Origin of the sequence: Serratia sp. H1w, assembly GCF_000633355.1 — a bacterium.
In the GTDB taxonomy this organism is placed as follows: Bacteria; Pseudomonadota; Gammaproteobacteria; order Enterobacterales; family Enterobacteriaceae; genus Chania.
Window position 1 is genome coordinate 42954 of record NZ_AYMQ01000018.1, and the last position, 14465, is coordinate 57418.

The 14465-nt window shown below is 53.6% G+C and carries 11 protein-coding genes; 4 read left to right on the forward strand and 7 right to left on the reverse strand.

Annotation, left to right across the window (positions count from 1 at the left end):
* Window positions 1–621: 621 nt before the first annotated feature.
* Entirely contained in the window at window positions 622–2019 is a 1398-nt protein-coding gene (locus U869_RS0103480; RefSeq protein WP_025121588.1) for a NarK family nitrate/nitrite MFS transporter, read from the reverse strand.
* A gap of 353 nt (window positions 2020–2372) precedes the next feature.
* Between U869_RS0103480 and narX the strand changes: the two genes are divergently transcribed.
* Window positions 2373–4157, forward strand: coding sequence for a nitrate/nitrite two-component system sensor histidine kinase NarX (gene narX, locus U869_RS0103485; RefSeq protein ID WP_025121589.1), 1785 nt, complete (start codon window positions 2373–2375; stop codon window positions 4155–4157).
* Window positions 4158–4166: 9 nt separating this feature from the next.
* Window positions 4167–4817: a two-component system response regulator NarL gene (gene narL, locus U869_RS0103490; RefSeq protein WP_025121590.1), complete on the forward strand. Its 651-nt coding sequence runs from the start codon at window positions 4167–4169 to the stop codon at window positions 4815–4817.
* On the opposite strand, the gene U869_RS0103495 is transcribed toward narL, so the two are convergent.
* The 3 genes from U869_RS0103495 to U869_RS0103505 all read right to left on the reverse strand — a co-directional run bounded on the left by U869_RS0103495 (window position 4814) and on the right by U869_RS0103505 (window position 8989).
* Entirely contained in the window at window positions 4814–6649 is a 1836-nt protein-coding gene (locus tag U869_RS0103495) for a YchO/YchP family invasin (protein WP_232785320.1), read from the reverse strand. The genes narL and U869_RS0103495 overlap by 4 nt on opposite strands.
* A 391-nt stretch (window positions 6650–7040) precedes the next feature.
* Entirely contained in the window at window positions 7041–7994 is a 954-nt protein-coding gene (gene cbl, locus U869_RS0103500; RefSeq protein WP_025121592.1) for an HTH-type transcriptional regulator Cbl, read from the reverse strand.
* Window positions 7995–8293: 299 nt separating this feature from the next.
* Complete coding sequence (locus U869_RS0103505) at window positions 8294–8989, reverse strand: gamma-glutamylcyclotransferase (RefSeq protein ID WP_025121593.1); 696 nt, start codon at window positions 8987–8989, stop codon at window positions 8294–8296.
* Between the two features lie 374 nt (window positions 8990–9363).
* On the opposite strand from U869_RS0103505, the gene U869_RS0103510 reads away from it, so the two are divergent.
* Entirely contained in the window at window positions 9364–10182 is an 819-nt protein-coding gene (locus U869_RS0103510) for a siderophore-interacting protein (RefSeq protein ID WP_025121594.1), read from the forward strand.
* 307 nt (window positions 10183–10489) lie between these two features.
* Window positions 10490–11590 carry a sodium-potassium/proton antiporter ChaA gene (chaA, locus tag U869_RS0103515; protein WP_025121595.1) on the forward strand — a complete coding sequence of 367 codons (1101 nt, stop codon included), beginning with the start codon at window positions 10490–10492 and terminating at the stop codon, window positions 11588–11590.
* A 49-nt stretch (window positions 11591–11639) separates the two neighbouring features.
* Here chaA and lpxO read toward each other — a convergent pair whose 3' ends face one another.
* The 3 genes from lpxO to U869_RS0103530 all read right to left on the reverse strand — a co-directional run bounded on the left by lpxO (window position 11640) and on the right by U869_RS0103530 (window position 14341).
* Entirely contained in the window at window positions 11640–12542 is a 903-nt protein-coding gene (gene lpxO / locus U869_RS0103520) for a lipid A hydroxylase LpxO (RefSeq protein ID WP_025121596.1), read from the reverse strand.
* A 437-nt stretch (window positions 12543–12979) separates the two neighbouring features.
* The gene (locus U869_RS0103525) at window positions 12980–13549 is read right to left on the reverse strand and encodes a tyrosine-protein phosphatase (protein WP_025121597.1); all 570 of its coding nucleotides are present in this window, start codon (window positions 13547–13549) and stop codon (window positions 12980–12982) included.
* A gap of 63 nt (window positions 13550–13612) precedes the next feature.
* The gene (locus U869_RS0103530) at window positions 13613–14341 is read right to left on the reverse strand and encodes a GntR family transcriptional regulator (RefSeq protein WP_029987749.1); all 729 of its coding nucleotides are present in this window, start codon (window positions 14339–14341) and stop codon (window positions 13613–13615) included.
* Between the last annotated feature and the right edge of the window lie 124 nt (window positions 14342–14465).

Genomic DNA, 14465 nt, shown 5'->3' on the forward strand with positions numbered 1-14465 from the left:
AAACTCTAACGGCTAAATTTTCTTTATATTTCATCTTAATTAAAATTATCAATTTCACAGTTTCATATTTTGATTTTTTGCCTAATCGGCACTCAAAAATTCATGCTACATAAAACGCCTGACTTGACATTTTTCAGAAAAATGAAAAACACAACTTAATGATAACAATCAATAAAATAGCCAATAGAGCATTTCCTCACCATCAAGTGAAATCATGAAATCCAATCAGCAGACCCATTTCACACCCCCCTCCATTGCTAGTGCTGACATAAGTCGCCCAACCGTAGATGTTAGGAGTTTTCTTTTTACAGGGTACTGAAAAATGGCGAACGGTAATTTGACCCTCCCTTCCGCCCAGGTAAAAAACCATCAAGCTACCCGCCAAATAAGAATGCAACCCGATAATTACAGTGATTTATCCTGTTAAGGGGTATTTAAAATAAGGGGGGATTTAAAGCGCAAAGGTTGAACATTGGGCAAGGGTAACTCGATACCACCGCATCTTGGGTTAGCGTGAAAATCAATAATGGAAAAGAACTGCCACTGAGTTACCTGTAAGATATTGCAAATTTAGCAAGGAAGAAAACACTCCCCGGCAAGCAAGGGAGTGTTAAGCAGATATTAACGTGCGGATTTTTTACGGCCGTAAACGCCCCAGGTCACCACGACACACAGAATATAGAACACCAGGAAGATCTTCATCGCCCCGGCGGGTGAACCCGTTAAAGCCAGTGAAGTGCCAAACGCCTTGGGAATAAAGAATCCCCCCGCCGCACCAATCGCCGAGATAAAGCCCAAAGCCGCGGCCGAATCGGTTACCGCTTCGCGTTGTGCCAATTCATCGCTTCCCCCTGCGGCTTTTACTCTGTCCACAGTGATTTTGCGGAATATCACCGCGATCATCTGGAAGGTCGAACCACTCCCCAGCCCAGCGGTCAGGAACAGCACCATAAACACGCCATAGAAGGCAAAGAACGAACCATGGTGATCGCTACCCGGCAAAGTCAGGAACAGCAAGGCGGCGAAAATGGCCATCACGATGAAGTTCAGCAGCGTTACACGAATACCACCGAAGCGATCGGAAAGCGCTCCGCCCACCGGACGAGCCAACGCTCCAAGGAACGGGCCGAAGAAAGCATAATGCAGGATCACCACATCCGGGAACTGGGTTTTCGCCAGCATGGCAAAACCGGCGGAGAAGCCGATAAAGGAGCCGAAAGTCGCCAGATACAGCAGGCTCAGCACCCATAAATGGCCCCGTTTGAGTACCGGCAACTGTTGGCGTAAAGAAGCCTTTGAGGCGGCCAAATCGTTCATACCGAACCAGGCCGCCAGCGTCGCCAGCAGCAGGAAAGGCACCCAAATCCAGGCGGCATTCTCCAACCACAGCTGGCTACCGTCTGGCTGTACCTGGCCGCTACCACCCAGGAAGCCAAACATGGCGAGCGAGATGGCTAACGGAGCCACCAGTTGCATCACGCTGACCCCCAGATTTCCCAGGCCGCCATTCAGACCCAGCGCCCCACCCTGTTTCGCCTTCGGGAAGAAGAAGCTGATGTTCGCCATACTGGAAGCAAAGTTGGCCCCGGCAAAACCGCACAGCAGCGCGATAATAATAAATACGTTAAATGAGGTGGTCGGATCCTGCACCGCATAACCCAGCCACAGGCAAGGTATCAGCAGGAAGCAGGTGCTGATAGCTGTCCAACGGCGGCCACCGAACATCGGGATCACAAAGGAGTAAGGCACGCGCAGGATAGCGCCGGAAACCGAAGGCAGCGCGGTCAGCAGGAATAGCTGATCGGTAGTAAAGTTAAAGCCCACCTTGTTCAGATTGACCGCAACAGCGCTGAACAACATCCAGACGCAGAAGGCGAGCAACAGGCAAGGTATGGAGATCCACAGGTTGCGGCGAGCGATGCGGTGCCCGCTTTGCTGCCAGAATTCGCTGTTCTCAGGTTGCCAGTCCTGAATAACCGCAGCTGTTTTTGTTGCCAAAGGCGTTGCAGATTGCGACATAATAACCTCAGAAACACAGTGATAACTGCGCACACCCTAGATGATCCCCTCAAGCGGCAAAATTGATGCAAATCAACCAGCAAGCAGGTAACCCACGCAGGTAAAACACGATACCTCCCTTAGTGAGTAGCCAAATAAGGCTTGCTAATCTATTGGTATTCAGCAGCTTATACCACAGTCACGCTTAAGGTTTGGCGACTTGGCAAGCCACCGGAAACTAAGGGGTACTTCGTTAGGGGTATGGGGTTATGCCGGGGGATAAGGAAAAATGGCGACTATTGACGCCATTTCGCCGCCGGAGTGGCTGGTAGTTACCTCTCTGGCTTCTGCTGCTGTATGGGGATGCGTATTCGATGAAACGCTTGCTGGCTCCGCTTTCGATCGTTAACCAGGTAGCCCTGCTTATGCTACTGCTGGGGGGGCTGGGCATCGCCGGAATGAGTACTTCCGCCTGGATGTCGCAAAGCATTCAGGGCAACGCCCATGCCATCAACAAAGCGGGCTCCCTACGTATGCAGAGTTACCGCCTGCTGTCTCAGGTGCCTCTGGATGCCCACAGCGATATCCTGATGCTGGGATTGGATCAGGATGAAACCAGCCGCGACTTGCAACAGGCACTGGAGCGCGAGGGACTGACCCCGCAACTACTGACGCTGCGTGACTATTGGCTAAACCAGCTGCAACCACGGCTGCGGCAGGCGCAGCGCCCCGCCGATGCGGCTCCCCAGGTGGCCCACTTTGTCAGCCTGCTGGACAAGCTGGTTTCCGATATCGATCACCAGACCGAACGGCGCTTGCTGATGGTAACACTGGTTCAGGGTGGCTTTATTGCCCTGACGCTGTTGCTGCTGGTTGGTACCATCTGTTACCTGCGCCGCCGTTTGTTGCACCCATGGCGTCAGTTGGTGGCGATGGCGCTGGCGGTGGGCCGCGGCGATTTCAGCTCCCGCTTTGCCCAGCGTGGGCATCAGGACGAGATGTCTTCCCTCGGTGCCGCGCTGAATACCATGTCCGATGAGCTTTCCACCATGTACGCCAGGCTGGAGCAACGCGTCGCGGAAAAAACCGCCGACCTGCAACAGAAAAACCAGGTACTGAGCTTTCTGTACCGCACCAGCCGCCAGTTGCATACCAGCGAGCCGATCTGTAGCCGTCTGACGCCGATCCTCAACCAGTTATCAACGCTGACGCCGCTGCACAGCATCCAGGTACGGCTGTATGAGAACAACAGCCAGGAGCAGTTTTTGCAGTTAAGCGGTAACCAGCCGTTGAGGCCGGAGTATTGCCATAACCCGGTTTGCAGCGCCTGCTTAAGCGAGCACCAGCCCCATCATCAGGGCCATCCTTCGCTTAGCTGGAGCCTGAGTGACCAACTGGGCAATTATGGCGTCGTCGTCGCTCAACATGCGCCAGACCAGCGGTTAAGCGATGAACAATGCCAGTTGCTGAATACGCTGGTCGAACAGCTGACCAGCGTACTGGCGATAGAACGGCAGGTTGACCACCAGCAGCAGTTGATGTTGATGGAAGAACGCGCCGCGATTGCCCGCGAGTTGCACGACTCCATCGCCCAATCACTCACCTGCCTGAAGATGCAGACCAGTTGCCTGCAAATGCAGGGGGATGAACTCCCTGCGGCCAGCCTGGCGTTGGTGCAGCAGATGCGTGAAGAGATCAATACCGCCTATCGTCAGTTGCGCGAACTGTTGACCACCTTCCGCCTGCGCCTGACCGAACCCGGCCTGCTGGCGGCGTTACAGTCTACGGTGCAAGAATTCAATCAGCGGCTGGGGATTGCCATCGAGCTGGATTATCAGTTGGGCCCACGCAGCGTACCGGCTTATCAGGCGATCCACCTGCTGCAAATCACGCGCGAAGCCTTGAGCAATATTCACCAACATGCGCAGGCTAGCCAGGTGACTATCCGCGTAATGCACCAACAGGGCGAAGTCAGCCTGAGCGTCAGCGATAATGGCCGTGGCCTGCCGGATATCAGCGAACGCCCCGACCACTACGGCCTGATCATCATGCGCGATCGCGCCAAAAGCCTGCACGGCCAGTGCGAAATCTTGCCGTGTCGCGGCGGCGGCACCGAAGTACGGGTGACGTTCCGCCCGGATAACCCTGCTATCGACTAAGGAAATGTTATGACGACCGAAGAAGCTGCCACCATACTGCTGATTGACGATCACCCCATGTTGCGTAACGGCGTCAAGCAGCTGATTAGCATGGATCCGCAGTTGCAAGTCATCGCCGAAGCCAGCAACGGTGAGCAAGGGGTGGAGCTGGCCGAACAGCACGATCCCGACCTGATCCTGCTGGATCTGAATATGCCAGGCATGAACGGTCTGGAAACGCTGGATCGCCTGCGCCAGACCGCCCTTTCCGGCCGCGTGGTGGTGTTCAGCGTCTCCAACCATGAAGACGACGTGGTGAACGCGCTAAAGCGCGGTGCCGATGGCTATCTGCTAAAGGATATGGAGCCGGAAGAGTTGCTTAAGGCGCTGCATCAGGCGGCGGCAGGGCAAATGGTGCTGAGCGAAGCGCTGACGCCGGTGCTGGCTGCCAGCCTGCGGGAAAACCGCCCGGCAGCAGAACGCGACATCCAGCAGTTGACCCCGCGCGAGCGCGACATCCTCAAGCTGATTGCCCAAGGGCTGCCAAACAAGATGATCGCCCGCAAGCTGACGATCACCGAAAGTACCGTCAAGGTGCATGTGAAACACCTGCTGAAAAAGATGAAGCTGAAATCCCGGGTTGAAGCCGCCGTCTGGGTGTTGGGCAATAAGAAAGACTAGTTGTCCTGCGGGTGCAACGGCCCGGTAACCGCCGGGATGGCCGGTGGCTGTAAGGTGAGTGGCGGCGGTAACCCTGGTTCCCCTTCGACAGACAAGCTCAGCGGGGCGGCAACCTGTAGCGTGATCCAGTTAGAGGTGGCTTTCTGCTGCTTTTCATCCTCAAGGGTGACGGACAGTTGGTAGTGATTACTGGCCCCTGGTGTCTCATCCCACGCTGGCACCGTCAAGGTCCACCCCTGCGGATCGTTGCTATTGGCCGGTGGCGTCAGGCTGACGGCCTGAGTATCCCCTTGCCAGTTAACCGCGGTGATCTTGTTGGCCGCTTTGATTTCCAGCACCAACGGCAGCGTTTCCCCGGCATTCAGGTTCCATGACGGCGTTGCCAGAAACACCTGCAACGTCTTGCTTTCACGGAACTCCAGCACCGGCACATTATTACGCTCAATGCTGTCATAGCGGCTACCGCGCAACGATTTGGCCTGCTCCACATAGTAAGGGGAGATCTGTTTGATCAGCGGCACCCCCAGGCGGTAACTCATCGCCAGTTCGACCTTGTCCTGAGTATCACCGGCATTATCCAGTTTGTGCAGGGCTTTGACCGTGACCAAAGGGACCGGCGTATAGTTGAGCCCCACCTGCATCGCACTGGGATCGGTTTGTTTGTTGCCATTGCCCAACAGATCGACGCTGGCACCGCGATACTGTTCATAGCTGAGTGAAGCACCAAGCTGGCGATAAAAAGGCAGATAGCCTTGGGTGGTAATGTCGTAGCCACGCGCTGGGCGGCCGAGGAACACGGCATTATTTGCCTGTTGGGTAAACGACGACAAAGGATGGTAATAGTTGGCCGACAAGCGGAGATAATCACCCCAGGCTTCGGCGCCGATGCTGCCGCGGTTGTGTTGACTCTGGAAATCGCTGTCGAGCACGGAGTTATAACCCAGCAGCCAATCCCCCACCACCCAGCGCTGCCCAAGGCCAAAATTGCCTTGTGAACCATTGGCCTTTTGCAGATAACCCACCTGGCTGTAGGTCAACAGGCCATCCACGTCATACAGTGGGCTGAACAACTGGCCACTGCTGCCGGTGAAATCTCCTTCGGGTGTCACCGCCAACGACAGTTTGGCAGTGCCAAGTGGCGAAAGTAGCTCCTCGGTCTGCTGCTGTAGGGCCGAGCTGGCCTGGTTGGTCAGGTAATCTTTAGTGTCGGCGCGTGCGCGCTCGCTGGATAGCTGGTTAAGATTCTGCTCTGCCAGCTTTTTCGCCCGTGTCGCCCACTCTTTTTCCCGTTCGGCATCGTTGACGCCAGCGCTGCCCAGATCCGGCAGGTCTTGTGCCGGGTTGGCCTTGACCTCGCTGACCGCTGCCACAGGCGTTTCTGCCACAGGTGCAGGCACAGGGAGATCTGCCGCATTGGCTACTGCCGGTGGTGCAATTGCCTCTGCCTCTGCCTCAGCCGGTGGCGTTGTCGTTTGCGGGGCGACTACCGTTGGCGCTTCTTTCTGAGCTGGTATTGCTGCTACCGGCAGTACTTCCTCCTGAGCTGGTGCCACTGTTACCGGCGGCGCTTCCTTCTGAACCTCTGCTGTCGCAACCGGTGGCGCTTTAGCCAGATCGTCAATCACGCTCGTCCCTTTCGAGGGAGCGTCCACCGTAGCTTCTGCTGCGCTTTGCGCCACGGCCGGTGCCGCTGCCTGGGTTTCAGACACGCCAACCACTGCCGGCGGTGCTTCCGCCTGGGCGTTAAACACCATTACTGGCAAGGCCAATAGCCCGAGCAAGCGCGTGCTGGATAACAACTGTGACACCTTTTGCCGCATAACCTTTGTCATAACTACGTTTGCCTTCCGTCTTCCTTGCCGCATGGCAAACTCACCTCGTTGACGCTACCGTTCCGGCCGGTAGAAAAAAACTGTCGCACAGCATAATGCAACCTGAGGCATTAGCCTAAGCGATCGACAAAAAGAAGCCATCGGAAAAACCTGTAATCGGCAACGCCAGCCATAAAAAAGACGCCCGGGCAGCACATTCCACCATTGGGGCAAACGTGCTGCGCGGACGCCTGTTGAAGTTTTCGTGGCCGTTGTATAACTCACTAGCAGCTTGTATGCCAGTTTGCCAACCCACAGATTCTAAAATGTTGTTGCCGTACAATCTGTAACCTACGCCTCACTATTGCACAGCGATGTGGCATTCCTTGCACCATTCAGGCGCATAACCGCATCAGATCTGATAGTCGATGACCGGCTCCAACGGGTCGGAGAACACTTTCTCTTTAATTTCCGTGAGCGATAAGGTGGGATTGCATAGCTGGATAAATTGCCAGGCATAGTTACGTTGTAACTGGCCGCGTTTCAGGCCCAGCCAAACGGTATTAGGCTCAAACAGATGTTCGGCATTGAGGCTCACCAACCCACGATCGCGCTCTTTTTCAAACGACATATCGGCCAGAATGCCCACCCCCAGCCCCAACTCGACGTAGGTTTTGATAACGTCAGAATCCTGGGCGCTAAGCGCGATATCCGGTGTCAGCCCTGCGGCCTTAAATGCCGCATCCAGCCGTGAGCGCCCGGTGATCCCCTGGCGGTAGGTAATCAACGGCAAGATACTGAGCATTTCCAACGTGACCTGCGGTTGGTGTGTCAGCTCGTGGCCTTCCGGCACCAAAATGGCATGATGCCAGCGGTAATAAGGAAAAGCGGCCAATGACTCTTCGCTCATCAGGCGTTCACTGGCGATACCGATATCCGCCTCACCACAGGCCAGCATCGCGGCTATCTCCTCGGGACTTCCCTGGTTCAGCACCACGCGCACCTGCGGATATAGCGCGCGAAACTCCTTAATCACCCCCGGCAGGCTATAGCGGGCCTGAGTATGAGTGGTCGCAATATGCAGTTGGCCAGCGTCTTTACTGCTGAACACATCGGCCAGGCGGCGGATATTATTGGCATCATTAAGGATACGTTCCGCCACCACCAACAGCTCTTTACCCGGTTCGGTCATGCCTAATAAGCGTTTGCCACGGCGGATAAATATCTCAATCCCCAGCTCCTCTTCGAGCTCGCGAATATGGCGGCTGACCCCGGACTGTGAGGTAAATAAGGCATTAGCCACGTCAGTCAGGTTGTAGTTGCAACGCGCTGACTCACGAATGATTTTTAATTGCTGAAAATTCATTCCGTACCCTTTTCTCCCCAATAGCGTTAACAATATTGATACGGAGTCTGTTCGGGCAGAACAAATAAGGAATAGGCTTTACTTATAGCTTTTTATGCTAAGTGCATTTTTTGTCATTAAAAATTCACTACTGATTTTCATCAAATCAGAAATAGCTTAGTAATTAACGAGATAAATAACCACTTAATTATTATGGTTAACAAAATTATGCAGCAAAAAGTTATTACCTAGAGGGATTAGATATATAAACACGATGACATTTGGGGCATGGGATACCACGCCCCTATGGTGATGGAGGGTTAGGCCGTAGCCTCGCCACCTATTGGCCCCGAGGTGTTTTGCTGCAACCACTGGCGTACGTAGCCGACCAAATCGCCAATGCAGTCATCCTTCATGCCATGATTTTTCAGCTCGTTATCCAACGCAAACAGATACTGCGCGTTAGTGCCCAACGGGCCGCTGGCACTGGCGATCAGCGGGGCGATCACCTGATGGCTGGTATCCGCTTCAAACAGCGGATGCTGCGGGTTCATCACAAACACCAGCGCGGTCACCACGGTGCCGTCATCCAGCGTCAGGTCACACCAGGCTGGCAAATAGCAGCCGGTGATCATCTCGCGCTTCCACAGCAGTTCCAGCTCTTCGCGCAGCTTGTCCTCCGGCAGGCGGAATGCCAGGCCGGTGGTTTGCCCCCCTTCCTGTAGCGCCAGCATGCGCCCAGGCTGATGCAGCGTGCCCCGCCCAGCGGTTAATCGCAGGCAAAATGCCCGATGCCAGCCTTGCAGCGTTGCCGGGCGTACCTCTTCGGATTCAAATACCGGGTTCCACATCAGCGAGCCGTAGCCAAAAACCCATACCGGGCTATTGTCTGGCCGCCTGGAGAGCGTACATGTGAGTGAGGCCGAGCGCTGTTCCGGCGTCAGCAACAGCGACTCTTCGATAGTACCGAAAGCCGTTTTGCAGTCTGCTTTTTGCAGAAAATCTCGAGTTAACACCTAATACAACCTCCTGGGAATAGGATTGCCCTAAACCCTGCGCCACTGTGTATGCAATTTATTTTTTGGATGCGGAGCGTATTTATTTCCACCGCTCCGATGCATTAATGACCATATTCTTTTCTGGCGCACCAATCAAGTTCCCACACAGATTAAATGTGAAAAAGTATTTGTCCCCAGAAGCAATAATAATAATAGACGTAAAACTTTACTCTTCACCTGCGTTTTGTTAACAGAGAGCGGAGTTTTAACCGCAAAAAAATACAATCCGACCGCCTGAGGTCGCTTGGCCTTATGTGCCATGCCGACTAGCAAACAATTCTCATTATCAGATGGCATGATATACTGCCCGCAGAATGATAAAGGAGAGTCCCGTGACAACCGAAACCCCACGCAGCCGCGCCCCCTACTTGATCGAAGTTGCCCGTTTACGCGACATCACACCGCACCTGCGCCGTATCACCTTCAGCGCACCAGACTTGCGTTATTACCCGGCCGAAGCCGCCGCTGCCCATATCAAGGTCTTCTTACCGCTCGCAGATCAAACGCAGCCAGACCTGCCGACGCTTACTGAGAATGGCCCGGTATGGGCCGCCGATGCGGTACGCCCAATAGTGCGTACCTACTCTATTCGTGCCGTTCGCCCGCAGCAGGGTGAGATAGATATTGAGTTTGCCCTGCACGATCACAGCGGGCCAGCGGTGAACTTTGCGCGCCAGGCCAAGCCGGGGGATAAAATTGGTATCAGCAATCCTGGTGGCCCTAAACCCATGCTGCCAACGGCCGACTTTTATTGCCTGGCTGGCGATCCCTCTTCGTTACCGGCCATCGCCGCACTGCTGGAAAACCTGCCTGCACGTAGCGAAGGCCATGCTTTTATCCGTGTCGATACGCCAGCGGACGTTATCGATCTGCACAAGCCTGCTGGCATTGAACTAAGCTGGATCATTGGCGGCACAGAGAAAACGGCCGATCTCATCACGCAATTCTGCGCCCTGCCACTGCCGCAAAGCGGCACCCAGTACTGGCTAGCTGGTGAGGATCGGCTGGTGGTGGAACTGCGTCGCTACCTGCGCCGGGAGCGGCAATGTGATCGTAATCAGCTTTATGCCGTACCTTACTGGCGTGAAGGGCTAAATGAAGAGGGTTACCACCATAAAAGGCATGAGATCATGGATAACCTTGATTCCTGATCGCCACTATCTGCCTTATTTTGCGTGAAAAACGCCGGTTAAAAGCCATTTATGGGCGTTTAAGCCGTAATCTCTGAAATTTTACGTAAAAGTAAGTAAATAAAACCGCATCCAATGCGGTTTTTTTGTTACTCTTATCACATAAAGCAAAGTTTTGCTTTCTAAAACTAGACACAACATCACATTATTACTCGGCGTCATACGCAGAGTGTATCCTATTATTATTAACAACTTTCTGGATACGCTGACCCTACCTGCAGGTGACAGCGATGACGGGCCACGCAGTTTGAGAAGGAGATGTACCGTAATGAAGTCGCACAACGATCCTGGCCGATCCAAATCTCGCCACACAGAGTATTCCCTGCTTTTCCCTATCGCCGCGCTGGTCGTGCTCAACCTGTGGAGCAGCACCAGCAGCTTCCCATTGATCGTGGCTATCAACATTATCGCCCTGGTCGGTATTCTCAGCAGTGCCTTCAGCGTAGTACGTCATGCCGACGTGCTGGCCCACCGCCTGGGTGAACCCTACGGTTCACTGATCCTCAGCCTGTCGGTGGTGATCCTGGAAGTGAGCCTGATTTCAGCACTGATGGCAACCGGCGACGCGGCCCCGGCCTTGATGCGCGATACGTTGTATTCAATCATCATGATTGTGACTGCCGGACTGGTTGGGGTTGCCCTACTGCTCGGTGGGCGCAAGTTTGCTACCCAGTACGTTAACCTGGGCGGCATCAAACAGTACCTGATGGCGATCCTTCCATTGGCGGTGATCGTGCTGGTGCTGCCAAGCGCCTTGCCTGGCGGTAACTTCAGCGTAGGTCAATCACTGTTGGTGGCGGCCATCTCGGCAGCAATGTACGGCGTGTTCCTGCTGATCCAGACCAAAACCCACCAAAGCCTGTTTGTCTATGAGCACGAAGATGACGATGGCGACCCGCACCACGGCAAACCTTCTTCACATAGCAGCGCGTGGCATGCTGCCTGGTTGATCGTGCATTTGGTTGCGGTTATTGCAGTGACTAAATTCAACGCCAACCCGCTTGAGGGCTTGCTCACCAAGCTCAACGCGCCAACCCAGTTCACCGGTTTCCTGGTTGCATTATTGATCCTGTCACCAGAAGGGCTAGGTGCTCTGCGTGCAGTATTGAACAATCAGGTGCAGCGCGCCATGAACCTGTTCTTTGGCTCAGTGTTGGCGACCATTTCACTGACAGTGCCAGCGGTAACGATTATTGCCACCCTGACCGGCCAGACGCTGATCTTCGGCCTGCAAGCACCGCATATGGTAGTGATGCTGACAGTGTTGATCTTGTGCCATATCTCATTCTCTACCGGCAGAACCAACGTGCTGAACGGCACCGCGCATCTGGCGCTGTTTGCCGCCTATATGATGACGATATTTGCCTGATCCCAGAGATAACAAATCAACGGGGCGCAGAATTTGCGCCCCGTTCTATTTATATCGCAAAGAAAATCAGTGCAGCGATCCCGCCAAACAGCAGCCATTTGATCAGATAGTACCCGGTCTTGTTCCAGGCTTTTAACCGCTTGCCAACCTTTCGGATAGCGTAGATATATTTGAACACCCGATTGACGCCGCCGGTACGATCGCCCTCTTCGTTCGGTGCCGTGGCAGCACTCATCAAATTACGCCCCAGCCAATGATTTACCGCCTGAGCCCAACGGAACCGCATCGGGCGTTCAATGTCGCAAAACAGGATCAGCCGGTTTTGCCCACTTTGATTTTCGGCGTAGTGCAGATAGGTTTCATCGAACATCACCCCTTCACCATCACGCCAGCTATAGCGTTCACCATCCACCTCAATAAAGCAGCGGTCATCGTTAGGGGTTATCAGCCCCAGGTGATAGCGCAACGAACCGGCATAGGGATCGCGATGGCGTGGCAAGCGACTGCCATGTGGCAATTCGGCAAACATAGCGGCCTTCACCGACGGCAGGCTGCGTAACAGCGCAGTGGTTTGCGGGCATAGCGCCATCGCCGAAGGGTGATTATCCTCATACCATTTCAGGTAAAAGCGTTTCCAACCGGTTTTGAAAAAGGAGTTGAAACCGGCATCGTTGAATTGGTCCGACGCCTTGATTTGCTGGATCGCCATCAGTTGCTGCCCTTCTTCACGAATGGTCTGCCAGTTGTCGCGCAGCTTGATCAGATCGGGGAACTGCTCTGGTTGCAGATATGGCGTGGTTGGCACGCGTGAAAACAGATACATAAATACGTTCAGCGGTGCGGTAAAGGTGGAGTGGTCGGAAAGTTGCCGCCAAAAAGGATAACGTACACGACCGCGATAATGAATGTAAACCACACACATAATCAATAAAATCAGAATGATATATTTCATGATGACTTCATGGCTCCCAATACGACAATCGGTGTGCCAAGCACGGCACACAACCCAAAGATTCCCTTATCTCCGCTAACATCGGTTTAGCGGCTGGAAGACACCAATAATTAACATTACCAATAAGAAATGATATACAAAAAACCACACAAATTTACACAAAGCTTAAACGAGAATGAAATTTACTCTGGGCAGAGATTGGAAGCGGCGTAGTGGTTTGGTCAGGGAGATCGCCCCTCACGCCACCACTCTCCCGCAGGAGAGGGAGCTGATCCGCAGTTGTGGTCAGTTGAGGAGTCTATCTGGGACGATTTCCAGGGCTGGAGTCTTGGCGCAAGAGCCAATCTGTGGCATGTCCGGTCCCCTCGCCCTTTGGGAGAGGGTTAGGGTGAGGGGAAAATCATTAATGCCAAAGCTACTTTTTGCTGACGAATCGCTCAGTGTGGCAAAGGGTTATCAGCAAAAACTCGCAGCCGTATCTGGCTGACATCGACATTGGCAATATAGCGTGCAATCCCGGCATAATAGTTTTCATGATAGCCATACTCCGGTTTTCTCAACTCGGCCAATGCCGCAGACTTGGCCGCATTTTCATACACCAGACGATACATTGCTACCACCAGCCCGGTACGATCGCTACCGTGCCAACAGTGGACCAACACCGGTTTCTGGGCAAAGCGAATTTCTCTCAGTGCGCGCACCACAACATCATCATTGATCACGGCGGCATTGATCGCCACCCGGCGCAAGATTAGCCCCGTGCCTCTGGCTTCGCTATCGTCATCATTCCACTGGCGCAGGCTGAGTATGGTTTTGATGCCCTGCTGTTCAAGCGTCTGCATTTGAGAAGCGGAGGGTTGGGAGGAACGATAGAGTTCTGGCGAGACCTGATGGTAGTTTTCTGGGGTTGTTGCACACACCGAGGCTGAAAAGCTGCTAACCAGCAACATCACGCTCAGTAACCACGTTTTACCTACGCTCGGCCATCCATGCTGAATATCATCCATAATATTGCCTCTGCTTTATCCTATTGTTAATGATAAAAAATAGTACGATTGTCTTGTTTCACTCTACGCTTGTGGTCTGAGAACGATCGAACAGGCGTATCTGTCCGCCGGGTGGATCGAGATAGTCGTTTCGAACGTTTCACCGTTACGGTCAACATACCGGCGAACAATTTTCAACGCCGGTGAACCGGGCTCAACGCCAAGCACCTTGGCAATTTTGGCAGACACTCCCACGGCCGTGATGGTCTGGCGTACTTCTTCACTTTTGACCCCGTAGTGCTGTTCAATCAACACGCTGATCAAGGCGTAAGGATCGCTACGCACCAAGCGACGTATTTTGTCATAGACTGGGCTGGTGTAACTGTCTGTCCAGCAGATCGGCGCATCTTTCTTTTCGCTGTCTTCACGGATACTGGCTATATGCAGCCAACGGGAACCGGGCGAACAACCGATCACCTGAGCCAGATCGTGATCAACCACCACCTCATCAATTTTTTTCACCACTCGCAGGTTATTGGTGGCAAGAACAAACAAATCTTCCAGATAGGCCATGGGGTGATTCAGGGCATTGTTCGACTTTTTCTCCGCCACTATCGTGCCAATTCCCTTACGTCTGACGATCAACCCCTGTTCGGTGATATCACGCAGCGCTTCGCGGATCGTATGACGGCTAACCTGATACAGCTCACACAGCTCCATTTCAGGGGGCAATAACGCACCTACCGGATACTGGCCCGACGCAATACTTTCGACGAGTTCACGTGCAATACGTTTGTAAAGCGATTCTTTCATAGCTCTCTACCCCTGGCTGCCGGCAAAAATTTCCTGATCCGTATCACAAAATGAAAACTAAATAACCCGATTTAATGTCCGGACATTATATATTGTCCGGACATATGAAATGTACGGACATTTG